This is a genomic window from Kitasatospora sp. NPDC028055, from assembly GCF_040637885.1.
Taxonomy (GTDB): domain Bacteria; phylum Actinomycetota; class Actinomycetes; order Streptomycetales; family Streptomycetaceae; genus Kitasatospora.
The window spans coordinates 89,404-112,554 of the sequence record NZ_JBEZXE010000029.1; the positions used below are offsets into that span (position 1 = coordinate 89,404).

At 74.7% G+C, this 23,151-nt stretch carries 17 protein-coding genes, 2 rRNA genes and 1 pseudogene; 4 read left to right on the forward strand and 16 right to left on the reverse strand.

From position 1 onward, the window contains the following. Nucleotides 1–156 precede the first annotated feature (156 nt). From AB0F71_RS25650 to AB0F71_RS25660, 3 genes are all read right to left on the reverse strand, one after another. Nucleotides 157–2,235, reverse strand: coding sequence for a tetratricopeptide repeat protein (locus AB0F71_RS25650; RefSeq protein WP_360238465.1), 2,079 nt, complete (start codon nucleotides 2,233–2,235; stop codon nucleotides 157–159). Nucleotides 2,236–2,455: 220 nt separating this feature from the next. Next, nucleotides 2,456–3,103, reverse strand: coding sequence for an NUDIX hydrolase (locus AB0F71_RS25655; RefSeq protein WP_360238467.1), 648 nt, complete (start codon nucleotides 3,101–3,103; stop codon nucleotides 2,456–2,458). 104 nt (nucleotides 3,104–3,207) lie between these two features. Beyond that, entirely contained in the window at nucleotides 3,208–4,845 is a 1,638-nt protein-coding gene (locus AB0F71_RS25660) for a CTP synthase (RefSeq protein WP_360238495.1), read from the reverse strand. 761 nt (nucleotides 4,846–5,606) lie between these two features. Here AB0F71_RS25660 and AB0F71_RS25665 point away from each other — a divergent pair. Further along, a complete protein-coding gene (locus AB0F71_RS25665) occupies nucleotides 5,607–7,613 on the forward strand; it encodes a glycoside hydrolase family 15 protein (protein WP_360238469.1) in 2,007 nt (668 codons plus the stop codon). Nucleotides 7,614–7,620: 7 nt separating this feature from the next. Here the strand turns inward: AB0F71_RS25665 and AB0F71_RS25670 are convergent, their stop codons facing one another. The 3 genes from AB0F71_RS25670 to AB0F71_RS25680 form a co-directional block, all read right to left on the reverse strand. Beyond that, a complete protein-coding gene (locus tag AB0F71_RS25670) occupies nucleotides 7,621–8,787 on the reverse strand; it encodes a glycosyltransferase family 4 protein (RefSeq protein ID WP_360238471.1) in 1,167 nt (388 codons plus the stop codon). A gap of 181 nt (nucleotides 8,788–8,968) precedes the next feature. After that, nucleotides 8,969–10,702 (reverse strand): DNA repair protein RecN, encoded by a 1,734-nt coding sequence (recN, locus tag AB0F71_RS25675; RefSeq protein ID WP_360238497.1) that lies wholly within the window; start codon nucleotides 10,700–10,702, stop codon nucleotides 8,969–8,971. A gap of 88 nt (nucleotides 10,703–10,790) precedes the next feature. Then, complete coding sequence (locus tag AB0F71_RS25680; protein ID WP_360238499.1) at nucleotides 10,791–11,336, reverse strand: hypothetical protein; 546 nt, start codon at nucleotides 11,334–11,336, stop codon at nucleotides 10,791–10,793. A gap of 398 nt (nucleotides 11,337–11,734) precedes the next feature. Here AB0F71_RS25680 and AB0F71_RS25685 point away from each other — a divergent pair, with 398 nt between their 5' ends. Further along, nucleotides 11,735–13,237 (forward strand): PLP-dependent aminotransferase family protein, encoded by a 1,503-nt coding sequence (locus AB0F71_RS25685; RefSeq protein ID WP_360238473.1) that lies wholly within the window; start codon nucleotides 11,735–11,737, stop codon nucleotides 13,235–13,237. A gap of 25 nt (nucleotides 13,238–13,262) precedes the next feature. Here AB0F71_RS25685 and AB0F71_RS25690 read toward each other — a convergent pair whose 3' ends face one another. The 4 genes from AB0F71_RS25690 to AB0F71_RS25705 all read right to left on the reverse strand — a co-directional run bounded on the left by AB0F71_RS25690 (nucleotide 13,263) and on the right by AB0F71_RS25705 (nucleotide 16,228). After that, a complete protein-coding gene (locus tag AB0F71_RS25690; RefSeq protein WP_360238475.1) occupies nucleotides 13,263–14,171 on the reverse strand; it encodes an NAD kinase in 909 nt (302 codons plus the stop codon). Nucleotides 14,172–14,262: 91 nt separating this feature from the next. Continuing rightward, on the reverse strand, nucleotides 14,263–15,069 hold the full coding sequence (locus AB0F71_RS25695; RefSeq protein ID WP_360238501.1) for a TlyA family RNA methyltransferase: 807 nt from the start codon (nucleotides 15,067–15,069) through the stop codon (nucleotides 14,263–14,265). A 36-nt stretch (nucleotides 15,070–15,105) separates the two neighbouring features. Next, nucleotides 15,106–15,384, reverse strand: coding sequence for a hypothetical protein (locus AB0F71_RS25700; RefSeq protein WP_360238477.1), 279 nt, complete (start codon nucleotides 15,382–15,384; stop codon nucleotides 15,106–15,108). Further along, the gene (locus AB0F71_RS25705; protein ID WP_360238479.1) at nucleotides 15,368–16,228 is read right to left on the reverse strand and encodes a hypothetical protein; all 861 of its coding nucleotides are present in this window, start codon (nucleotides 16,226–16,228) and stop codon (nucleotides 15,368–15,370) included. Before AB0F71_RS25705 ends, AB0F71_RS25700 begins: the two co-directional genes overlap by 17 nt. Nucleotides 16,229–16,393: 165 nt before the next feature. Here AB0F71_RS25705 and AB0F71_RS25710 point away from each other — a divergent pair, with 165 nt between their 5' ends. Next, nucleotides 16,394–16,741 (forward strand): alkyl sulfatase C-terminal domain-containing protein, encoded by a 348-nt coding sequence (locus tag AB0F71_RS25710; protein ID WP_360238481.1) that lies wholly within the window; start codon nucleotides 16,394–16,396, stop codon nucleotides 16,739–16,741. Nucleotides 16,742–16,921: 180 nt separating this feature from the next. Here the strand turns inward: AB0F71_RS25710 and AB0F71_RS25715 are convergent, their stop codons facing one another. Beyond that, nucleotides 16,922–17,968 carry an HAD-IIA family hydrolase gene (locus AB0F71_RS25715; RefSeq protein WP_360238483.1) on the reverse strand — a complete coding sequence of 349 codons (1,047 nt, stop codon included), beginning with the start codon at nucleotides 17,966–17,968 and terminating at the stop codon, nucleotides 16,922–16,924. 72 nt (nucleotides 17,969–18,040) lie between these two features. Beyond that, on the reverse strand, nucleotides 18,041–18,604 hold the full coding sequence (locus AB0F71_RS25720) for a tetratricopeptide repeat protein (RefSeq protein ID WP_360238485.1): 564 nt from the start codon (nucleotides 18,602–18,604) through the stop codon (nucleotides 18,041–18,043). Nucleotides 18,605–18,696: 92 nt separating this feature from the next. Here AB0F71_RS25720 and AB0F71_RS25725 point away from each other — a divergent pair, with 92 nt between their 5' ends. After that, the gene (locus AB0F71_RS25725) at nucleotides 18,697–20,067 is read left to right on the forward strand and encodes a DUF1015 domain-containing protein (RefSeq protein ID WP_360238487.1); all 1,371 of its coding nucleotides are present in this window, start codon (nucleotides 18,697–18,699) and stop codon (nucleotides 20,065–20,067) included. 129 nt (nucleotides 20,068–20,196) lie between these two features. Here the strand turns inward: AB0F71_RS25725 and AB0F71_RS25730 are convergent, their stop codons facing one another. The 4 genes and pseudogenes from AB0F71_RS25730 to AB0F71_RS25745 form a co-directional block, all read right to left on the reverse strand. Further along, nucleotides 20,197–21,135 (reverse strand): hypothetical protein, encoded by a 939-nt coding sequence (locus AB0F71_RS25730; RefSeq protein ID WP_360238503.1) that lies wholly within the window; start codon nucleotides 21,133–21,135, stop codon nucleotides 20,197–20,199. A 78-nt stretch (nucleotides 21,136–21,213) separates the two neighbouring features. Then, nucleotides 21,214–22,515, reverse strand: a pseudogene (locus AB0F71_RS25735) (hypothetical protein); the annotation flags it as partial. 318 nt (nucleotides 22,516–22,833) lie between these two features. Then, nucleotides 22,834–22,950, reverse strand: a 5S ribosomal RNA gene (gene rrf, locus AB0F71_RS25740). Between the two features lie 108 nt (nucleotides 22,951–23,058). Then, a 23S ribosomal RNA gene (locus tag AB0F71_RS25745) occupies nucleotides 23,059–23,151 on the reverse strand; the annotation flags it as partial.

Below are 23,151 nucleotides of genomic sequence, written 5' to 3' on the forward strand. Positions count from 1 at the left end.
GACTGAGTTCGAGTGTAATGAAGCCCAGGCGGCCTGTCAGCCTTCCAAATCGAATAATTTCGCCGAAGACATTGGCAGGTTCGTAGGCTTCCACTGGAACCTACCTGTCATAAGTGCCGTATCAGGGCACTTTCGACGATACCTCCGAAACCGCCCTCACCACCCGCCGTCGACGCGTTCCCGCAGGTCCGCGAGGGCCGTGCCGATCGCCTCCCGGCCGCGCTCGTCGCCGATCCGGCGCAGCACGGCCAGCGCGGCCCGGTACTCCCGGTCGGCCTCCTCGAAGCGGCGCTGCGCGGTGTGCGCCTCGGCGACCCGGGCCAGCAGCCGGGCCTCGGCCGCGTGGTCGCCCAGCGACTGCCGCAGCCCGAGCGCCCGCCCGTACCAGTCGGCGGCGCGCACCGCGTCGCCGAGCGCCCGGTGGCAGCCCGCCGCGCCCTCCAGGGCCCGGGCGCAGAGCGGTTCGTCGCCGACCGCGCGGGCGTGCTCCAGGGCGGCCCGGTAGTGCCCGGCGGCCTGCTCCCAGCGGCCCGCCGAGGCCTGGAGGTCGCCCAGGTTGAGCAGCGCCGCCGAGGCCCGGCGGGGGCGCCCGTTGCGCTCGGCGACGGTGAGCACCAGCTCGTGCAGCCGGTAGAGGTCGGCGGGGGCGGCCGTGCCGGTCAGCGGCAGTGCCCGCAGCAGCGCGGTGACCAGCCGGCCGGCCGAGCCGTCCAGGTCCCCCTGGCCGATCGCGTCGGCCACCGCGCCGAGCAGCAGCTCCCGCTCCCCCGACAGCCAGTCCCGGGCGTGCCCGGCCGAGTCCAGCCGCAGCGCGGCGGGCAGCGGGTCGGGGGCCGGGCCGTCGGCCGGGTCCAGCAGGGCGCGGGCCGACTCGGTCAGCCGGACCAGCCGCTCCAGCAGCCGGGCCCGGGCGAGCTCGGTCTCGGCGGGCCGGTCCTCCTGCTCCCGCAGCCGGACCAGCCGCTGGTAGAGCCGTCCGGGCACCCGGTAGCGCGGGGTGCCGTCGGCGGCCGGCGCCTCCTCGCCGAGCAGCTCCAGCTCGGCCAGCGCGGCCAGCGTCGCGGCCGCCTCCGGCACCGGGCAGCCGACCAGGGCGGAGGCGGTGCGCGGGTCGGCGGTCTGCGCCGGGGCCAGCGTGAGGGTGCGCAGCATCCGCGCCTGGGCGGCCGGCAGTCCCCGGTAGAGCAGGGTGAAGGCGCCCAGCAGCGGGTCGTTGTCGGGGACGGGCACCGGCTCGGCGGGCGCGGGCCCGGGCTTGACCCAGGTCGACGGGTCGCCGGCCGGCTCGGGCCCGGCGACGGGCTCCGCGGCGCCGTCCTGCGCCGGGGCGCCCTCCTCCTTCTTCTCCGGTGCCGCGTCGGTCCTCGGCGTCCGGCCGGCCCTGGCGGTCTTCGCGCCCTTCGCGGCCTTCCCCGCCCGGCCGCGGCCGGCGCCCTTGGCGCCCGCGGCCTCCGACTCCTCCCCCACCGCCCGGGTGAGCTCGCGCACCGCGTCGGTGACCGCGATCTTCGGGTTGCCGCGCAGCCACCGCGCGATCAGCCGCAGCGCGGCCGGCCCGGCGGCGCAGGCCTCGGCGAGGTCGGCCGCGCCGACCGGGTCGCAGGAGACCCGGGTGCCGCCCACCAGGTCGGCCAGCAGCTCCCCGGAGGCCTGCCGGTCCAGCCCGCCGAGGATCACCGGGTCGATGTCCTCGATGCCGGTGAGCGGCCCGGCCGTGGTGGCGAGCACCAGGCAGCCGGGTTCGTCGGCGAGCAGCGGCCACAGCTGCCCGGCGTCCCGTACGTCGTCCAGCACCAGCAGCACCCGGCGTCCCGCCAGGGCCTCCCGCAGGGCCACGCCGCCCGGTTCGTCCCGCCCGTCCTCGACGACGCCGGGCAGCGGCACGGCGGCCTGCGGGTCGAGCTGCTCCAGCAGCAGCCGGGCGGCCCGGCCCGGCGGCACCCGCCCGCCGTCCGGGGCGGACAGCCGGGCGAACAGCACGCCGTCCGGGTAGTCGGCGGCGACGGTCCGGGCGAAGCGGGCGGCGAGCGCCGTGCGGCCCGAGCCGGGGCGCCCGGCCAGCACCAGGACGGGGCAGCGGCCGTTCACCCGGCGGGTCGCGGCCGCCCGCAGCGCGGCCAGTTCGGTGCGCCGCCCGGCGAACAGGGCGGGCCCGGCGGGCAGCCGGTCGAGCCCCGGGACGGCGCCGGCGGGCGCGTCGGGGCCGGGGTCCATCGTCGCCGTCTTCCTCGCCACCCGTGCCACTCCCGACGTCATCCCGCGCCCGGCGTCCGGCCGGTCGGCCCGCTGCGCTCGGCGGAGGCGGCCCGGGACGGGCGCCCTGTCTGCGAAGCGTAGTTCGACCGTCCGACTGATCGGAGGTGACATCCGGTCGTACGAACCGGCGAATCACCCCAAGGCATCAACCCCTCTGGTTCGCCCACGCCCCGAACGGGGCCGGCGCCCCGACGGGCGCTCAGGCCTCGAAGGGGCGGGCCGGCCACGGCGCGTCCGGGCGGCGCAGCCCGTCCAGGCCGTCCGGGGAGGTCAGCGCGGCGTGCACGGCGAGGACGCCGGTGACCAGGGTCGGGTTGTGCAGCAGCCCGGCCTGGACCAGCCGGATCAGCTCGGGCACCGGCACCCAGGCGACCTCGATCTCCTGCTCCTCGCCCTCGGCCTCGTACCGCTCGCCCTCGGCCTCGGCGAGGTCGGTGGCCAGGAACATCCGCAGCGCCTCGTCGGTGCCGCCCGGGGAGGTGTAGTAGTCGGCCAGGATCCGCCAGGTGTCGGCCCGGCAGTGCGCCTCCTCGTACAGCTCGCGCTGGGCGGCGTGCCACGGGTTCTCGCCGGGCACGTCGAGCAGGCCGGCCGGCAGCTCCCAGAGCCGCTGGCGGACGGGGTGGCGGTACTGGCGCAGCACCAGCACCCGCTGCTTGTCGTCCAGGGCCAGCACGGAGACCGAGCCGGGGTGGGTCTGGTAGTCGCGCCGGGACCAGCTGCCGTCGGGCATCCGGACCTCCTCGCTGCGCACGCCGGTGACCCGGCCCTGGAACGGCGTCGAGCTCGCCCGGACCTCCCACTCCTCGGCCGTGTCGGCGATCACCAGGTCGCTCCGCTCGTCCATCGCTCTCCCCTTTTCGTCAGTGCGACACAATCTAACGCCGAACGGCGGCCCCGCGGGAATCGCGGGGCCGCCGTCCGGTGAACCACCGAGGCCGAAGTGAGGAACTACTCGGAGGCCGCGGTCTTGATCTCGATGGCGGCCTTGACCAGGCCCGCGAACAGCGGGTGCGGGCGGGTCGGGCGGGACTTCAGCTCCGGGTGGGCCTGGGTGGCCACCAGGTACGGGTGCACCTCGCGCGGGTACTCGACGTACTCGACCAGGTCGCCCTTGGGCGAGAGGCCGGAGAACTGCAGGCCGGTCTTCTCCAGGTCCGCGCGGTAGGCGTTGTTGACCTCGTAGCGGTGGCGGTGGCGCTCCTCGACGTACGGCTCGCCGCCGTAGACCTCGCGGACGATCGAGCCCTCGGCGAGCTTGGCCGGGTAGAGGCCCAGGCGCATGGTGCCGCCCAGGTCGCCCTTGCCGTCGACGATCGCCAGCTGCTCGGCCATGGTGGAGACGACCGGGTGCTTGGCGGCGGCGTCGAACTCGGTGGAGTTGGCATCGGGCAGGCCGGCCAGGTTGCGGGCGGCCTCGATGACCACGCACTGCAGGCCCAGGCACAGGCCCAGCAGCGGGACCTTGTTCTCGCGGGCGAAGGTGATGGCGCCGACCTTGCCGTTGACGCCGCGGTCGCCGAAGCCGCCGGGGATGCAGATCGCGTCGACGTCGCCGAGCTGCTCGCGGGCGCCCTCGGGGGTCTCGCAGTCGTCCGAGGTGACCCACTTGATCTCGACCCGGGCGTTGTTGGCGAAGCCGCCGGCGCGCAGCGCCTCGGTCACCGACAGGTAGGCGTCCGGCAGGTCGATGTACTTGCCGACCAGGGCGACCTTGACGATGTGCTGCGGCTCGTGGACGCGGCGCAGCAGGTCGTCCCAGGTGGTCCAGTCCACGTCGCGGAACGGCAGGTCCAGGCGGCGCACCACGTAGGCGTCCAGGCCCTCGCCGTGCAGCACCTTCGGGATGTCGTAGATCGACTTGGCGTCGATGGCCGCGACCACGGCCTCCTCGTCCACGTCGCACATCAGCGAGATCTTGCGCTTGATCGCCTGCGGGACCTCGCGGTCGGCGCGCAGCACGATCGCGTCCGGCTGGATGCCGATGTTGCGCAGCGCGGCGACGGAGTGCTGGGTGGGCTTGGTCTTGAGCTCGCCCGAGGGGCCGATGTACGGCAGCAGGGAGACGTGCACGAAGAACACGTTGTCCCGGCCGACCTCGTGGCGGACCTGGCGGACGGCCTCCAGGAACGGCAGCGACTCGATGTCGCCGACGGTGCCGCCGACCTCGGTGATCACGACGTCGACGTCCTCGGTCGCCATCCGGCGGATCCGGGACTTGATCTCGTTGGTGATGTGCGGGATGACCTGGACGGTGTCGCCCAGGTACTCGCCGCGGCGCTCCTTGGCGATGACCGTCGAGTACACCTGGCCGGTGGTGACGTTCGCCGAGCCGTGCAGGTTGGTGTCGAGGAACCGCTCGTAGTGGCCGATGTCCAGGTCGGTCTCGGCGCCGTCGTCGGTGACGAAGACCTCACCGTGCTGGAACGGGTTCATGGTGCCCGGGTCCACGTTGAGGTACGGGTCGAGCTTCTGCATCGTCACGCGCAGGCCGCGGGCCTTGAGCAGCGCGCCGAGGCTGGAGGCGGTCAGCCCCTTTCCGAGCGAAGAGGCGACACCCCCGGTGACGAAGAGGTGCTTGGTCGTCACGGCGCGGCCGTTCGCTGCCTTGCCGGAATGGGGCTGTGCCAAGAGGGGGCTCCCGTGGGTCGCGTGTCGAAAGTGACGTGGGCGGGAGGCTCGCGGCTCGCCGGGCGACGGGAGGCCGGCAGGTGCGCGGCGCTCGAAGGGTCGTCGGTTCGGCTGGTCCGGGGCGTTTGATCCCGCCGGTCCACGGGATACCAGGGTAACAGTGACCTGACCGGGACGCCTTTCGCCCCGCGCTCGGCACTCCGGGAGCGTGCGCCGGGCGCACCACCGGCGCACCATCCGCCGCACGCGTCACACCGGTCGCACCACCCACCGGACCGGGCCAGCCGGGGCGCTCCGACCGGGCCATGCCAGCCGGTCCGTTACGGCCACCCGGAGCTGATCCTTCCGGACCATCCTGCGCCGCGCCCCCGCGATGCACGGCATTTCCGCCGAATTGCGGCGCCACACGAGGCTGCGCCCGCGTGCTTCGCCCCTTTCGTCCGTCGTAAGCTGCACGAACGCATCGCGACAGCACGAGCACGCGGAGGGCGTGGGAGCGTCAGGACACTCCCGGTCCCCGATGCGCGACCGGACCTCCCCGTAATCCAGCTCCTCCCCACCCAACCCCAGGGGCTCGACCGAGCCCCGCGCGGACACTCCAGCAAGGCCCGCCAGCACCCCCCGGCGGGCCGGACGTCCCGGGGTGAACCTCCGGCCCCGCAGCCCCGCTCGCTCCTGGTTCGCCGATGCCCTGACCACATTGCGAACTGGAGATCCACGTGGCCGGCCGTATCGAGGACTACGCACTCATCGGGGACATGCAGACCGCTGCCCTGGTCAGCAGGGACGGGGCGGTGGACTGGCTCTGCCTCCCCCGCTTCGACTCGCCGGCGGTGTTCGCCGGCCTGCTCGGCACCGATGAACACGGCTTCTGGCGGATCGGACCGGCCGAGGCCGTGGCGACCGATCTCCCCGCCCCGGCCACCGCCCCCGCCGAGGCCGCCCTGCCCCGCCTCGGCGACACCGCCGCCCTGCGCGTCCCGCCGCCCACCGCCGCCGCCCCCGCCGTGCCCGCCGACCGCCGCCGCTACCGGGGCGACTCGCTGATCCTGGAGCAGGAGTGGGACTCCCAGGGCGGCACCGTCCGGGTGATCGACTTCATGCCGCCCCGCCCGCTGGCCGGCAAGGACTCCGTGCCGCAGATGATCCGGATCGTCGAGGGCGTGGCCGGGGCCGTGCGGATGCGCTCGGCGCTGCGGATGCGCTTCTCCTACGGCCGGATCGTCCCCTGGGTGCACCGGGTCGAGCAGGCCGACGGCGGCCACCGCACCGTCGCCATGGCCGGGCCCGACTCGGTCTGGCTGGACGGCGAGGCCGAGACCTACGGGCGCGACCTCACCACCTACGCCGACTTCACCGTCCGGGCCGGCGAGCGGATCGCCTTCGCCCTCACCTGGCAGGCCTCCCACCTGGAGCCGCCGGCCGTCCCGGACGCCGAGGCGATGCTCGACGCCACCGCCGGGTTCTGGCACGACTGGGCCGACCAGTGCACCTACCAGGGCCCCTACCGGGAGGCCGTGGTCCGCTCGCTGATCACCCTCAAGGGCCTCACCTACGCCCCCACCGGCGGCATCGTCGCCGCCCCCACCACCTCACTGCCCGAGGACATCGGCGGCGAGCGCAACTGGGACTACCGCTACACCTGGCTGCGCGACGCCGCGATCACCCTCTCCTCGCTGCTGCGCACCGGCTACCGCGAGGAGGCCCGCGCCTGGCGCGAGTGGCTGCTGCGCGCGGTCGCCGGCGACCCGGAGAACCTGCAGATCATGTACGGCATCGCCGGCGAGCGCGAGCTCACCGAGTCCTCGCTGGACTGGCTGCCCGGCTACGAGGGCTCGCTGCCCGTACGGGTCGGCAACGGCGCCGCCGGGCAGCTCCAACTCGACGTCTACGGCGAGGTGGTGGAGGCCCTGCACCTGGCCCACATGACCGGCCTGGTCCGCAACGACCACGCCCTCCACCTCCAGCTGCGCCTGATCGAGTACCTGGAGGACCACTGGCAGAACCCGGACGAGGGAATCTGGGAGGTCCGCGGCCCGCGCCGGCACTTCGTCCACTCCAAGGTGATGGCCTGGGTCGCCGTCGACCGCACCATCAAGCTGCTGGAGCAGACCCCCGAGGACGCCCCCTCCGACAACCACCTGGAGCGCTGGCGCGTCCTGCGCGAGACCATCCACCGGGACGTCTGCGAGAAGGGCTACGACCCCGAGCGCAACACCTTCACCCAGTACTACGGAGGCAGGGAGCTGGACGCCTCGCTGCTGCTCATCCCCCAGGTCGGCTTCCTGCCGCCGGACGACAAGCGGGTGATCGGCACCATCGAGGCGATCCAGCGCGAACTGTCCACCGAGGACGGCTTCGTGCTGCGCTACCCGACCCACGACGAGTCCGGCAACAACGTGGACGGCCTGTCCGGCCACGAGGGCGCCTTCCTGGCCTGCTCGTTCTGGCTCGCCGACGACCTCGCCATGATCGGCCGGGTGCAGGAGGCCCGCGAGCTGTTCGACCGGCTGCTGTCCCTGCGCAACGACCTCGGGCTGCTCGCCGAGGAGTGGGACCCCCGGCTCAAGCGCCAGGTCGGCAACTTCCCGCAGGCGTTCAGCCACGTCCCGCTGATCGACACCGCCCTGCGGCTGACCGCCTGCGGCGCCGCCTACCTGTCGGCCCAGCCGGACGGCGCCGAGACCGACCGGGCCGCGGAGCGGGTGGAGCGGGCGAGCGTCTGAGGGCTGCTCAGCCCCGCTGCACCAACTCGTCGTAGGTGCTGAGCACCTGGGCGACGGTGGCGGCCTCGTCCGGCCAGGTCTCGGCCTGCTGCCGGCCGGCCGCCACCAGCTGCTCCCGGCGGGCCGGGTCGGCCAGCAGCCCACGCACCGCCCGGCCGAGCGCCGCGGGGTCCCCGGGCGGCACCAGCAGGGCGGCGTCGCCGACCAGTTCGGGGATGCCGCCGACGGCGGTGGCGACCACCGGCACGCCGGCCCGCATCGCCTCCTGGACCACCAGCGAACGGGCCTCCCAGCGGCTGGAGACCACCACCACGTCGGCCGCGGCCAACAGGTCGGGTACGTCGGTGCGGTAGCCGAGCAGGCGCACCGGCAGCTTCTCGGCGGCGACCCGCTCGCGCAGCGGGCCCGCCTCCGGGCCGTCCCCGGCGAGCAGCAGCAGCGGCTCCGGGTCCAGCGCGGACAGCTCGGCGGTGGCGTCCAGCAGCGCCCCGAAGGCCTTCTGCGGGACGAGCCGGCCGACCGCCAGCACCAGCGGGCGGTCCGGGCCGTCGCCGAGCAGCGCGGCCCGCGCCTCGGCCCGGCCGAGCCGGCCCTCGGGCATCGGCGGGGCGGCCACCGGGCCCAGCCGGGCGTCGGTGGCGCCCAGTTCGCGGGCCCTGGCGACCAGGTCGGAGGAGGCGCCGAGGACCAGGTCGGCGGCGCGCGCCACCCGGCGCTCCATCAGCCGCTGCAGCCGCCGCTCCATGCCGGTGGCCAGCAGCGCGTGGTGCGAGGTGACCACCAGCGGGGTCTCCGGGCGCAGGCCCGGGAAGCGGCCGGCGGTGCGCAGCGCGAGGTCGGACAGCAGGCCGGCCCGCAGCCCGTGGGCGTGCACCACGTCGGCGCCGGTGAAGGCCCGGCGCAGCTCGCCGATCGCGGTGGCGTCGCTGCGGGCCCCCGAGGTGGGGGTGATGTCGACGGTGTGGAACCGCGCGCCGGTGCGGGAGAAGCCGAACAGCGCGTCCGTACCGGCCGGTGCGCAGACCGTCACGATCACCCCGTGCGCGACCAGGCCCTGGGCCAGGGAACGCACGTGCGCACCGATGCCGCCGGTGCTGGCGGCCAGAACGAGTACCACGTGCAGCTGCCCCGGTTCCGGGGCGGCCGCGGTGGCCCGGGCAGCGGAATGGTCCACGTCGTCTCGCATCCGACTCGATCAGGTTCGCGCGCCGCTTCGCGAGGATTGCCCGCCCGGCGGCGCTCGGGACTGGAAAGCCAGTGTCCAGCCGCCACCATGCCAGGTCGGCGGCCCTCTTGGACAGTCGGCGCCACCGGGGGCGCGTCGCCGTCCCGACGGGGAGGGCCGCCGGTTCGGGCTACCGGTGGCGAGGGGCCCGGGCGGTGGCCAGCAGCTCCTCGGCGTGGGCCCGGCCCAGCTCCGAGTCCTCCAGGCCGGCCAGCATCCGGGAGAGTTCCCGTACTCGCTCCTCGTCGTTCAACACCTTGACCCCGGAACGGGTCACGGTGCCGTCGACGGTCTTCTCCACCACCAGGTGCCGGTCCGCGAACGCGGCCACCTGCGGGAGGTGGGTGACCACCACGACCTGGGCGGATTCGGCCAGTTTGGCCAGCCGGCGGCCGATCTCGACCGCGGCCTTGCCGCCGACGCCCGCGTCCACCTCGTCGAACAGGTAGGTGGGGACGGGATCGGCGCCCGCGAAGACCACCTCGACGGCGAGCATCACCCGGGACAGCTCACCGCCCGAGGCGCCCTTGGCGATCGGGCGCGGCGGGGCGCCCGGGTGCGGGGCGAGCAGCACCTCGACCTCGTCCACGCCGTGCGGCCCGTACGCGACGGTACGGCCGTCCAGTTCGATGCCGGCCAGGTCGTCGACCCGGGTGATCGAGAAGGTCACCCGGGCGTGCGGCATGGCGAGTTCGGCGAGCTCCGCGGAGACGGCCTCGGCGAAGCGCCCGGCGGCGGCCTGCCGGGCGGCCGACACCTCGGCCGCCAGCTCGGCCAACTCGGCGCGCAGCTCGGTCTCCTGGGCGCCGAGCTGGTCGATCCGCTCGTCGTCGCCGTCGAGTTCGGCGAGCCGGGCGGAGCCGGCCTCGGCCCAGGCGATCACCTCGGCGAGGTCGTTCCGCTCGCCGCCGTACTTGCGCAGCAGCTGGGCCAGCACGGCCCGGCGGTCCTCGACCGCGGCGAGGCGCACCGGGTCGGCGTCCAGGTCGTCGGCGTAGCCCGCGAGGTCCCCGGCGACGTCGGCCAGCAGGTAGCCGACCTCGTTCAGCCGGTCGGCCAGGGCGGCCAGCCGCTCGTCGTGGTGGCGCACGGCCTCCAGGGCGCGCCGGGACTGGGCGAGCAGGGTGCCCGCGTCCAGCGCCTCCGGGTCGGCCGGGTCGCCGGCCAGGGCGGCGTGGGCGAGGGTCGCGGCGGAGGACAGCGCGTCGGCGTGGCCGAGCCGCTCGGCCTCGGCGGCCAGCTCGACGTCCTCCCCGGCCACCGGCTCGGCGGCGGCGATCTCGTCCAGGCCGAAGCGCAGCAGGTCGGCCTCCTGGGCGCGCTCGCGGGCCCGGGTGGTCAGCTCCTCCAGGGTGGCCGCGACCTCGCGCAGGGCCCGGTAGGTCTCCCGGTAGCGGGCCAGCGGCTCGGCGACCGCCGCGCCCGCGTAGCGGTCCAGCGCGCCGCGCTGGCGGGCCGGGCGCAGCAGCCGCTGCTGGTCGGTCTGGCCGTGCACGGCGATCAGGTCCTCGCCGAGTTCGGTGAGCAGCCCGACCGGGACGGCCCGCCCGCCGACGTACGCCCGGGAGCGGCCCTCGGCGGAGACGGTCCGGCTGATCAGCAGCGCTCCGTCGTCCAGTTCGGCCCCGGCCTCGACGGCCCGGACCGCCGCCGGGGAGTCCGCGGGCAGTTCCAGCCGGCCCTCCACCACGGCGCGGCCGGCCCCGTGGCGCACCAGGCCGGGGTCGGCGCGGCCGCCGAGCAGGAGGCCGAGGCTGGTCACCACCATGGTCTTGCCGGCGCCGGTCTCACCGGTCACGGCGGTGAAGCCGGGAGCCAGCTCGACCACCGCATCGTCGATGACCCCAAGATCCCGTATCCGCATCTCGTCCAACACGGAGACGACCTTACGAGGTTCCGCCCCCGGAGCGCGACGAGCGGCAACGGCGCGCGGCAACTCCGTGCCGCCGGGTTCACTCCTTCCGGGGCGTTTCGGCGGCGGTGGGCACCGTGCACCACGGCAGGAAGAACTGCACCAGCGGACCGATGAGCAGCGCGTACGCCACCGTGCCGACCCCGGCGGTGCCGCCGAGCAGCAGTCCGACGGCGAGCACGGTGACCTCGATGCCGGTGCGGATCAGCCGCAGCGAACGCCCGGTGCGCCGGTGCAGTCCGGTCATCAGGCCGTCGCGCGGGCCCGGGCCGAGCCGGGCGCCGATGTAGAGGCCGGAGGCCACGCCGTTGAGCAGCACCGCGGCGGCCATCAGCGCGGCCCGGGCGGGCAGGCCCTGCGGGCCGTCGACCACCCGCAGGGTGAGGTCCATCGACGCGCCGATCACCAGCACGTTGGCGACGGTGCCCACCCCCGGGCGCTGGCGCAGCGGGATCCACAGCAGCAGCACCAGGGCGCCGCAGACGGTCACCCAGGCGCCCACGGTGAGGCCGAACACACGTTGCAGGCCCTGGTGGAAGACGTCCCAGGGGTCGAGGCCGAGGCCGGAGCGGAGCATCAGCGCCATGCTCGCCCCGTACAGGGCGAGGCCGACGGCGAGCTGCGGGAGCCGGCGGCCCAGCGCGTGGGTGTCGCCGAGGATCCGGACGGCCAGCCCCGGCCGGGCGGGCCGCGGACCGGAGGCGCCGGACGCGGGGGCCGGCGGGGAGGCGGGCGCGGTCGAGGCGGGCGCGGTCGAGGCGGACGGGGTCAAGGTGGACGCGGTCAAGGTGGACGCGGTCGAGGCGGGCGCGGTCGAGGCGGACGGGGAGGTGGACGCGGTCGTGCTGGCCACTGCTGCTCCTGCGGGTGGTGCTGCACCCCGGGCCGGCCCCGGTGGTGGCGGCGCGGTGGCCGCCCTGCCATCATGAAGAGGCCAAAGTGGCTCATGACAGGGCCAATCCCGAGCAAGTGGACTGATCAGCGATGGCCGACTGGCACACCACCGTCACCCCGCCCGCGCTGGCCCGGCTGCTCGCCACCGCGCGACTGCCCGAACCGGCCACCGCCCGCCGCCCCGCCTACCGCACCCTGGCCGGGCAGATCCGGCTGCTGGTCACCGAGGGCCGGCTGCCGGTCGGCGCCCGGCTGCCCGCCGAACGCGAACTCGCCTCCGCCCTGGACCTCAGCCGCACCACCGTCACCACCGCCTACGAGGCCCTGCGCGGCGACGGCTACCTGCTCAGCCGCCGCGGCGCCGGCAGCTGGACCGCCCTGCCCGAGGGCGCCCCGCCGCCCAGCGACGCCCTGCACCCCGTCCCGCCGGACGAACAGGAACGGACCCTCGACCTCGGCGTCGCCGCCCTGCCCGCCCCCCAGCCCTGGCTGGGCCGGGCCGCCGCCCGGGCCGTCGAACTGCTGCCGCAGTACGCCGCCGGGCACGGCCACTACCCCACCGGCGTCCCGGTGCTGCGCGAGGCCGTGGCCCGCCGCTACACCGAGCGCGGCCTGCCCACCACCCCCGACCAGATCCTCGTCACCACCGGCGCGATGGGCGGACTGCACCTGGTCCAGCGGGTGCTGGTCGGCCGCGGCGACCGGGTCGCCGTCGAGGCCCCCAGCTACGCCCACACCCTCCAGGCGCTGCGCCTCACCGGGGCACGCCTGGTGCCGGTCCCGTACGACGCCTCCGGCGCCCGCAGGCGCTGGGACCTGGAGGAGTGGCAGCGGGTGCTGCGCGGGGCCGCCCCCAAGGTCTCGTACGTCATCCCCGACTTCCACAACCCGACCGGCGCGCTGATCGACGAGGACCAGCGCCGCCGGCTGCTGGCCGCCGCCCGGGCCGTCGGGAGCATCGTGCTGGTGGACGAGACCACCGCCGAACTCGGCTGGGGCGTACCGGAGTCCACACCGCTGCCGCGCCCGGTGGCGGCGTTGGACCGGGCCGCCCAGGTGGTCACCGTCGGCTCGGCCGGCAAGCTGCTCTGGGGCGGCCTGCGGATCGGCTGGGTCCGGGCCGCGCCCGCGCTGGTCCGGCGATTGGCCTCCGAGCGGGTCTACAGCGACGTCGGCACCCCGGTGCTCGACCAGCTGATCGCCGCCGAGCTGCTGGGCGAACCGCTCCCCGCCGTCCGCGCCCACCAGCTGGACCGGCTGCGGGCCACCGCGCACGCCTTCGCCGCCGCACTGCCCGAGCAGCTGCCGGAGTGGAGCTTCCGGCTGCCGCCCGGCGGCCTCGCGCTCTGGGTCACCACCGGCGGCCTGTCCGGCGCGGCGCTCGCCCAGGCCGGGGAGCACGCCGGGATCCGGATCGCCGCCGGCAACCGGTTCGGCTCGGACGGCGCCTTCGAGCACCACATCCGGATCCCGCTCACCGTGCCCGCCCCGGCCGTCCCCGCCGCCGTGCGGCGGCTGGCCGCGCTGGCCGCCCGCGCCACGGCGGGCGGCCGGCTCGGCTCGGCCGACGAGGGCCAGGCGCTGGCGGTCTGAGCCGCCCGGACGCTCCGGCCGGCCGTCAGCAGGGGGTGTTCGAGCGGCCGCGCCAACCCGTCACCGGGAGCGCGAACTTGGCGACCAGCCGGTCCGTGAACGGCGCCCGGTGCAGCCTGGCCAGCCGCACCGGCGTCCTCCCCCGGCGCACCTCCACCCGCGCCCCGGCGGGCAGTTCGACCGAGCGGCGCCCGTCGCACCAGAGCACCCCGTGCGGGGTCTTGGGCTGCACCTCGACCGCCAGCACCGAGTCCGGCGAGGTCACCAGCGGCCGGGCGAACAGCGCGTGCGCGGAGATCGGCACCATCAACAGCGCCTCCACCTCCGGCCACACCACCGGCCCGCCGCCCGAGAAGGCGTACGCCGTCGAACCGGTCGGCGTCGCACAGACCACCCCGTCGCAACCGAAGTTGGAGACCGGACGGCCGTCCACCTCGGTCACCACCTCCAGCATCCGCTCCCGGGACGCCTTCTCGATCGACGCCTCGTTCAGCGCCCAGTCCTCGTGCACCACGTCGCCGTTGGTGCGGACGATGACGTCGATCGTCATCCGCTCCTCGACCTCGTAGTCGGCGTCCACCACCCGCTCGACCACCACGGCCAGGTCGTCCCGCTCCGCCTCGGCCAGGAAGCCGACCCGGCCCAGGTTGATGCCCAGCATCGGCAGCCCGTGCGAGCGCGCCAACTCCGCGCCGCGCAGCAGCGTGCCGTCCCCGCCGGCGACCAGGATCAGCTCGCAGCCGTCCGCCGCCCCCGGCCCCTCGGCCACCTTCTCGACCCCGTCCGGCAGGTCGAGGTCCACCGCCTCCGCCTCCAGCAGCCTGATCCGCAGCCCCGACTTCAGCAGCCCGTGCACCAGGGCCTCGACGCTGCGCAGCGCCGCCTCCCGGCCGGTGTGCGCGATCAGGAAGACCGTGCGTTCTTCATCGCTCATGCCGCTGCCCTCTCCCTACGCCTGCCGGGTCGCCCTCGGCCCGGTGCGGCCGCGCCATCCAGCATGACGGGCCGGACGCTCGCAGAGCACCCTATCGGGGCCCCTCCGCGACGGCCCGGTCCGCGTCCGCGGGGTCCAGCTGCGGGGCGTCCCGGCGCATCCAGAGGAAGTACTCGACGTTCCCGGACGGCCCCGGCAGGGGGCTCGCGGTGACCGCGCGCACGCCCAGCCCCAGCTCCCACGCCTGCCCGGCGACCTGCCGGACCATCTCGGCACGCAGCTGCGGGCTGCGCACCACCCCACCGCTGCCGAGCCGCTCCTTGCCGATCTCGAACTGCGGCTTGACCATCAGCACCAGGTCCGCGTCCGGGGCCGCGCAGGCGGCCAGCGCGGGCAGCACCAGGCCCAGCGAGATGAAGGAGAGGTCGCCGACCACCAGGTCGACGGGGGTGCCGCCGATCGACTCCAGGGTCAGCTCACGGACGTTGGTGCGGTCCATCACCGTCACCCGCTCGTCGCTCTGCAGCGACCAGGCCAGCTGCCCGTAGCCGACGTCCACCGCCAGCACGTGGGCCGCCCCGGCCCGCAGCAGCACGTCGGTGAACCCGCCGGTGGAGGCGCCCGCGTCCAGCGCCCGGCGGCCCTCGACCACCAGGCCCTGCGGCACGAAGGCCGCGAACGCCCCGGCCAGCTTGTGCCCGCCGCGCGAGACGTAGTCGGGGTCGTTGTCGTCCTTGGCCACCACGACCGCCGCCGAGGTCTCCACCTGGGTGGCCGGCTTGGTCGCGGTGGTGCCACCGACGGTCACCCGGCCGGCCGCGATCAGCTCGGACGCGTGCTCACGCGACCGGGCCAGCTTGCGGCGGACCAGCTCCGCGTCGAGTCGGCGTCGTGCCACTGCCACTGGTGTTTCAGCTCCTACGGGTCCTGCGGATCATTCCCGGTCGAGTGCGGCCAACGCGTCGGCGAGCCGCTGGTGAACATCTTCGTACACCGCGACGTGTGCCTCGGCCGGGACCCCGTCCAGAGCCTCCAGCCGGGCCAGCCCGGCATCCACCCCGGGGTGCCCGGTGGGCAGCAGTTCGACGCCGAGCGGCCCGACCGCTGCGGCGGGCTGGGCGGGCTCAGTGGACTGGGCGGGCTGGGTGGGCTCAGTCGGCTCTACGAGCCGGGCGGGCTCGGCCGGTGCGCCCGGCTCACTCGCCCCGGACATCGGGCTTCTTCGTGCTGCTGGCCTTGCGGACGGTGGTCTTCTTCGTCGCCGTACGCTTGGCCGCCGTCCCGGCCCGGCCGGCCGCCTCGGTCCGCTTCGCAGCGGCCGTCTTCTTCACCGTGGCCTTCTTGGCGACGGCGGTCTTCTTCGCCGGGGTGGCCTTCTTGGCCGGGGTGGTCTTCTTCGCCGGGGTGGCCTTCTTGGCGGCAGCGGTCTTCTTGGCGGCGGTGGCCTTCTTCACCACTGCGGCCTTCTCCGCCTCCGCCGTCACCCCCTCCGCCGCCGGGTGCCCGGCCGCCGCCACGGGCCGCCGCGGTGCCACCGGCGGATCGACCTCGACCGGCTCGTCCACCTCCACCCGCTCGGCCACTATCGGCTCCGCCGCCACACGCTCGTCCTCGAACTCCCAGCCGCGCCCGAACAGGTCGTCCGCCCGGGGCGCCGGCACCGGCTCCTCCGCCGGGTACCCGACCGGGCCCGACCCGGCCTTGGACACGGCCGGATCCTCCTCGACCTCGCGCAGCTTGCTCTCCAGGTACGCCAGCACCACGCCGACCTTGGTCACCTGGTCGCCGACCTTCTCGAAGGCCTTCTCCACCTCGTTGCGCGCCACCCCGACCGCCAGGTCCACCCCGGCCCGCCCGGCGGTGACGGCCTCCTCCGCCAGGGTCTGCAGCGTCTTCGCCGACGGCGGGAACTGGCCGCCCAGCCTGCGCTCGACCTCGGCCACGTCGACGCCGGTCTTCTCCAGGACCGCGGCCGCCGTGTCGACGACCCGCTTGCCGACCTCCTCCACCACCACGGCGGCGGCCGCCACCGCTCCCCGCACCGTCCTCGGCAGCATCCGGGTGCCTCCTCCGCGCCTGCGCGCGCCCGCGCGCCGCGCTCCGTCGCCCTCGGCACCCGGGCGATTCCGGGCACCCCACTGACGACGCTACCGCCAAAACCCTCCTGAGGTACCGTGGCCCGGCAGTCCGCACCGTAGTGACCTGGGGATGGAGCGAGCGCCGTGGCGAACGCCGAGGAGTGCCGGGAGGCGCTGGAGCAGCTCAGCCGGAACATGGCGAAGGCCACCGGCGACGTCCGGAAGGCCGCCGCCCTCGACCGCTCGCTGAGCTGCCGGATCACCGACCTCGACCTGACCTTCACCGGGCAGCTGCGCGACGGCCGGATCCAGGACGTGGTCGCCGTGCCCGGCTCGCCCGCCGAGAAGGCCGCGATCCGGCTCACCATGACCGGCGACGACCTGCTCGCCCTGGTCGGCGGCGAACTCAACTTCGCCTCCGCCTGGGCGAGCGGCCGGATCAAGCTGGAGGCCGGCTTCCGCGACCTGCTGCGGCTGCGCACCCTGCTCTGAGGTCCGGTCCGGTCCGGGCGTCTGAGACGGACGTCCGTACCGAGGACCGGTTCGTACGTCCGTGTCAGACGCCCGATCCGAACGCCCCGTCCTGGACGCCTCGCCCTGGACGTCCGAATCGGACGTACGACTCAGACGGTCGTCTCGGACAGCTGTCCAAGACGACCGTCCCGAACCACCTCAGAACCCGAGCTCGGCCAGCGCCTTCCGCCCGTCCACCGGCCCGCCATCCGCGTCCAGCACCGTCCAGGCCGCCGCGCACAGCGCCCGGAGGCCGTCCCAGCGGTCCCCGGCACCGGTCAGCCGCAGCGCACCGCCCTCCGCCACCGCCGTCCAGCCGCCGCACGCGAAACCGCCGCCCGCCGCCGTCACCGCCGTCACGGCCGGCTGCGCGACCAGCAGGCCGCGCAGGTCGGCCGCCAGGTACGTCGGCCGGTGCTCGACCGGGGCCGCCAGCAGCTGCGCCGGGGTGGTCACCCCGGTGAACACCAGCAGGCTGTCCACCCCGCCGTTGAAGGCACCCTCGATGTCGGTGTCCAGCCGGTCCCCGACCACCAGCGGCCGCCGCGCACCCGTTCGCAGCACGGTCTCCCGGTGCATCGGCGGCAGCGGCTTGCCCGCCACCTCCGGGTCCACTCCGGCCGCCGCCCGCACCGCCGCCACCAGCGTCCCGTTGCCGGGCGCGATCCCCCGCGCCGTCGGCACCGTCATGTCGGTGTTGGAGGCGACCCACGGCAGCCCGCCGCGCACCGCGTACGCGGCCTCCGCCAGCTGGGCCCAGCCGACCGACGGGTCGAAGCCCTGCACCACCGCGAGCGGCTCCTCGGCCAGCGAGCGGACGGCGACCAGCCCGCGCTCGGCCAGCGCCTCCTCCAGTCCCAGCCCGCCCACCACCAGCACCTTCGCCCCGGCCGGCACCTTCTCGGCGACCACCCGGGCGGCCGCCTGGGCCGAGTTGATCACGTCCGCGGGCTCGGCCGGCACGCCCAGCTCGGTCAGGTGCTCGGCGACCACGCGCGGCGGGCGGGAGGCGTTGTTGGTCACGTACGCGAGCCGCATCCCGGCCGTCCGCGCCGCCGCCAGCGAGTCCACCGCGTGCTCGATCGCGTGCGGGCCCGCGTAGACCACGCCGTCCAGGTCCAGCAGCGCCGTGTCGTACGCCTCGGTCAGCGGGCGGTCGCTGCCGCCGGGGGCGGTCCGTCGCGCGGGGGTGGCCGTCTCGGTCATGCCTGCCCTACCTCATTCACTGCGGTTCGTCCGCGTTCTCCGCGGTTCGTCTGCTCGTCACTGCCCGCCCGGTCAGGCGTCCTCGTCGACGCCGCCCGGCTCTCCCCCGACCTGCCCGTGCACCCCCGGCTCACGGTAGCCGGGCGCTCCGGGCAGCAGCGGGCCGTAGGCCCCGGCGCGGGCCGCCAGGGTCGCCCTGGTCTGCCGCAGCGCCGCCCGGTAGTGGTCGGTCTCCGGCCGCATGGCCACCGCCAGCGCCAGGTGCTCGGCGGAGGTCTCGAAGTCGCCCAGCCGGGCCGCCGCGACCCCCCACCCGAACTGAGCGTAGTCGTCCGAGGGATCGGCCAGCGCCACCGCCCGGAAGTTCTCCAGCGCCGCCGCGTACGAACCGGCGTCGAACTGCGCCCGGGCCAGCGCCTCCCGGATGCTGCGCGAGTGCGGCTCGGCCTCCGCCGCCCGGGCCAGCAACTGCTCGGCCGCCGCCGGATGCCCATGGGCCAGCAGCTCCGCGCCCCGCCGGAACCAGTCGTAGACGTCCCCGGCCGGCTCCCCGGGCCGCCCCTGGGCGGGCACGCCGCCCGTCGGCACGCGCTCCCCCGGCGCACCGCCGTCCAGCTGTTCCTGCCCGTCCTGCATGCCGTACCTCGCCCTCGGTCGTACACCCGCCCGACCGTTCGGCACGGGGATTCCGATCTCTCAACAACGCGTACCCGGTTACGATGCCCAGAATGAGCACACCCAGTGCAGAAGACGGAGTCGAGACTCCCGTGGGCGGCCCCGGCGATCCCGGGCACGTCGCCACCGCAGGCCTGTCCCTGTCCCCCTTCCGTGGCCTGCGGTACGTCCCCGACCGGGTCGGCGCGCTGGCCTCGGTGATGTCCCCGCCGTACGACGTCGTCGACCCGGGGCGCCGGCTCGACCTGGAGACCGCCGATCCGCACAACGTGGTCCGGCTGATCCTGCCCCGCCCGGAGCCCGAGGACGCCGGCGACCGCTCCGACCGTGACACCAAGTACCGGCACGCCGCCCGGCTGCTGGCCGCCTGGCAGCGCGAGGGCATCCTCGCCGCCGACCCGGAGCCGGCCATCTACGTCTACGAGCAGCGGGTCCCCGGCAACGGTGACGCGCCCGAACTGCTCCAGCGCGGCCTGATCGGCGCCCTCGCGGTGAGCGGCCCCGAGGCCGGCGTCGTCCTCCCCCACGAGGACGTGATGCCCCGGCCGGTCGCCGACCGGGTCGGACTGATGCGCACCACCCGGGCCAACCTCGAACCGCTGCTGCTCACCTACCGTGGCAACGGCGGCGCCTCCGGCGTCATCGAGCGGACCGTCGAGGGCGAGCCGCTGCTCTCCACCGCCACCACCGACGGCACCCACCACCGCCTGTGGGCCGTCACGGACCCCGCCGAGCTCGGCGAGATCAGCCGCGACCTGGCCACCTGCCGGGCCCTGATCGCCGACGGCCACCACCGCTGGGAGATGTACCTGCGGCTGCAGCGCGAACACCGCCACCTGCCCCGCAGCCCGTGGGACCGCGGCATGGTGCTGCTGGTGGACACCGCCCGCTACCCGCTGCGGGTCCGGGCCATCCACCGGGTGCTGTACCGGCTGCCGGTGGCCGAGGCCCTGGAGAAGCTCGGCGACCAGTGGCAGGTCAAGGAGGTCCCCGGTCCGCTGACCGCCGCCCTCCAGGCCCTCGCCGAGCAGAAGCGGCACGGCGGCAACGGCTTCGTCCTCACCGGCGGCGACGGCGTGTTCTGGCTGCTCGGCGAGCCCGAGGAGGCCCTGCTGGGGGCCACCGTGCCGCACGACCGGCCCGAGGAGTGGCGCCGTCTGGACGCCACCGTGCTGCACGCGACCCTGCTCGACCACACCTGGCACGTCCCCGACGGCCCCGACGACATCGGCTACCTGCACACCGCCGTGGCCGCCGAGCGCGAGGCCGCCCGCACCGGGGGCACCGCCGTACTACTGCACCCGGTCCGGGAGAGCGTGGTGCGACGGCTGGCCGAACAGGGCGTCACCATGCCGCGCAAGTCCACCTCGTTCGGGCCCAAGCCCGCCACCGGGCTGGTGCTGCGCAGTCTTCCGCTGGGCTAGCTCGTTTCGACCTGGGCTAGCGCCTTCCGACCGTTCCCGCCGGGCAGCAGGAACCCCCGGACGCCGTGAGGCCCTGCCGATCTCCCCCGAAGGGGCATCGGCAGGGCCTCACGGCGTGTTTCAGGGCGCTCAGGCCTGGGCGTCGCCCTCGGCCTCGGCCTTGTCAGCCTTCTCAGCCTTGTCAGCCTTCTCGGCCTCGTCAGCCTTGGCGTCCGCGGCACGCTCGGGGACCACGCCGTCGAAGTCCTCGTCGATCTCGAGGTCGTCCTCGTCGTAGAACTCCTCGACGTCCTCCTCGTCCTCGAAGATCACGCGGTCGTCGGAGACGTCGCCGCCGCGCTTCTTCGCCGGGGCCTCGGCCTGGTCGGCGTCCTCGTCGGCCAGCTCCGGGTCGAGCGCGTCGGTGAACTCCACACCGTCGATCTCGGCCAGGCGCTCCGAGGCGTTGGTCGAACCGTCGGTGTCGGCCTCGGCGGCCTTGGCGAACCAGTCACGGGCCTCGTCGCCACGGCCGGCCGCGATCAGCGCCTCGGCGTAGGCGTAGCGCAGGCGCGCGGTCCACGGGTGCACGGCGCTGGAGGCCAGCTCCGGGCTCTGCAGGGTGACGACGGCCGCGTCGAACTGCTCCATGTCGCTGCGGGCACCGGCCGCGACCAGGCGCATCTCCACCTGGCCGGCCTTGTCCAGCTGCTTCACCTCGGGCTCGCCGGCCATCGCCAGCGCCCGCTCCGGACGGCCCAGACCGCGCTCGCAGTCGGCCATCACGGGCCACAGGTCGGCACGACCGGTCATCCGACGGGCGGCGCGGAACTCGGTCAGCGCCTCGGAGTAACGCTGCGTCATGTACGAGGCGAAGCCGGCCGCCTCACGGACGGCGGCCACGCGGGACGCCAGCCGCAGCGCGACGCGCGAGTACTGGTAGGCCTCCTCCGCGTCACCGTCGAGCAGCCGGGCCACCATCACCAGGTTGCGGGCGACGTCGTCCGCGAGGGTCTTGGGCAGGCTCTTGAGCTCCTGACGCACGTCCGCGTCCAGCTCGAAGCCGGTGACGTCCTCCGGGATCGGCAGACGCTTGACCGGCTCGTAGTTGCCACGACGGTCGTCGTAGTCCCCACGGCCGCGCTCGCCGCCACGGTCGTCACGGTCGCGGTAGGACGGACGGTCGTCGCGACGGAAGCCGCCACCGCCCTGGCGGTCGTCACGACGGAACCCACCGCGGTCGCCGCCACGGTCACCGCGGTCGCGGTTGAAGCCACCGCCCTGCGGGCGGTCGCCACGGTCGCGGTTGAACCCGCCGCGGTCGTCACGGTCCCGGTTGAAGCCACCGCCCTGCGGACGGTCGCCGCGGTCGTCGCGACGGAACCCGCTCGGGCGGTCGTCACGACGGAACCCACCACCCTGCGGACGGTCGTCCCGACGGAAGCCGCCACGGTCGTCACGGTCGCGGTTGAAGCCACCACCCTGGGGGCGGTCACCGCGGTCACGGTTGAAGCCACCGCGGTCGTCACGGTCGTCGCGACGGAACCCGCTCGGGCGGTCGTCACGACGGAACCCACCACCCTGCGGACGGTCGTCACGGCGGAAGCCACCACGGTCGTCACGGTCGCGGTTGAAACCGCCACCCTGGGGGCGGTCACCGCGGTCACGGTTGAAGCCACCGCCCTGGGGACGGTCGCCACGGTCGCGGTTGAAGCCACCGCCCTGGGGGCGGTCACCGCGGTCACGGTTGAAGCCACCACCCTGCGGGCGGTCGTCACGGCGGAAGCCGCCACGGTCGCCACCGCGGTCGTCGCGGTCGCGGAACGACGGACGGTCATCCCGACGCGGACGGTCGTCACGGTCATCGCGACGGAACCCGCCCGGGCGGTCGTCACGACGGAACCCACCACCCTGCGGGCGGTCGTCGCGACGGAAGCCGCCGCGGTCGCCACGGTCCCGGTTGAAGCCACCGCCCTGGGGGCGGTCACCGCGGTCACGGTTGAAGCCACCACCCTGCGGGCGGTCGTCACGGCGGAAGCCGCCACGGTCGCCACCGCGGTCGTCGCGGTCGCGGAACGACGGACGGTCATCCCGACGCGGACGGTCGTCACGGTCATCGCGACGGAACCCACTCGGGCGGTCGTCACGACGGAACCCACCACCCTGCGGACGGTCGTCACGACGGAAGCCACCACGGTCATCCCGGTCACGGTTGAAGCCGCCACCCTGCGGACGGTCACCACGGTCGCGGTTGAAACCGCCACCCTGCGGACGGTCACCACGGTCACGGTTGAAACCGCCACCCTGCGGACGGTCACCACGGTCGCGGTTGAAACCGCCACCCTGCGGACGGTCGTCACGGCGGAAGCCGCCACGGTCGCCACCGCGGTCGTCGCGGTCGCGGAACGACGGACGGTCATCCCGACGCGGACGGTCGTCACGGTCATCGCGACGGGGACGGTCGTCACGGTCGTTGGACCAGCCCCCACGCGACCGGGGCTCGTAGCCTCGGCCGTCGTCCGATCGACGCTCGGGACGGCCTTCGGGCTGGTTCGACATCCTCGTGACTCCTTCTGCTGCTTCATCTCCACCGCGGACTGGGCAACGTCAGTGCCGTCACGCGGTATCGGCGCCGGCCTCCTGGCCGCGCACCATCTCCATTGTCCGGCATGTCGGAAGCGTCCGCGCCTGGGCGGAAGTCCCGGTCTGCCGGTCTCGTGCAAAGTTCGCAAAACACAAAAAGGCCGCGGCCCCAGCGAGTCGCTGGGGCCGCGGCCTTGAATGATTGTTCGGCGGCGTCCTACTCTCCCACAGGGTCCCCCCTGCAGTACCATCGGCGCTGTGAGGCTTAGCTTCCGGGTTCGGAATGTAACCGGGCGTTTCCCTCACGCTATGACCACCGAAACCCTATCGGGTATTCAGCGAAACACACTTTTCAGTTGAATAAGTGTTTCTTGTTCGCCGGCGATAGCTGTTCGCTACCCGGGAACCACACAGTGAACGCGAGCGTCTGAGGACAAGCCCTCGGCCTATTAGTACCGGTCAACTCCACCCCTCACAGGGCTTCCATATCCGGCCTATCAACCCAGTCGTCTACTGGGAGCC

What these genes read in the sequence shown, in the direction of transcription:
- AB0F71_RS25700 (WP_360238477.1), bottom strand. Translation starts at nt 15,384, where the DNA reads ATGTCCGGGGCGAGTGAGCCGGGCGCACCGGCCGAGCCCGCCCGGCTC.
- AB0F71_RS25655 (WP_360238467.1), bottom strand. Translation starts at nt 3,103, where the DNA reads ATGGACGAGCGGAGCGACCTGGTGATCGCCGACACGGCCGAGGAGTGG.
- AB0F71_RS25685 (WP_360238473.1), top strand. Translation starts at nt 11,735, where the DNA reads ATGGCCGACTGGCACACCACCGTCACCCCGCCCGCGCTGGCCCGGCTG.
- AB0F71_RS25680 (WP_360238499.1), bottom strand. Translation starts at nt 11,336, where the DNA reads ATGGCGCTGATGCTCCGCTCCGGCCTCGGCCTCGACCCCTGGGACGTC.
- AB0F71_RS25720 (WP_360238485.1), bottom strand. Translation starts at nt 18,604, where the DNA reads ATGCAGGACGGGCAGGAACAGCTGGACGGCGGTGCGCCGGGGGAGCGC.
- AB0F71_RS25715 (WP_360238483.1), bottom strand. Translation starts at nt 17,968, where the DNA reads ATGACCGAGACGGCCACCCCCGCGCGACGGACCGCCCCCGGCGGCAGC.
- AB0F71_RS25705 (WP_360238479.1), bottom strand. Translation starts at nt 16,228, where the DNA reads ATGCTGCCGAGGACGGTGCGGGGAGCGGTGGCGGCCGCCGCCGTGGTG.
- AB0F71_RS25690 (WP_360238475.1), bottom strand. Translation starts at nt 14,171, where the DNA reads ATGAGCGATGAAGAACGCACGGTCTTCCTGATCGCGCACACCGGCCGG.
- recN (WP_360238497.1), bottom strand. Translation starts at nt 10,702, where the DNA reads ATGCGGATACGGGATCTTGGGGTCATCGACGATGCGGTGGTCGAGCTG.
- AB0F71_RS25725 (WP_360238487.1), top strand. Translation starts at nt 18,697, where the DNA reads ATGAGCACACCCAGTGCAGAAGACGGAGTCGAGACTCCCGTGGGCGGC.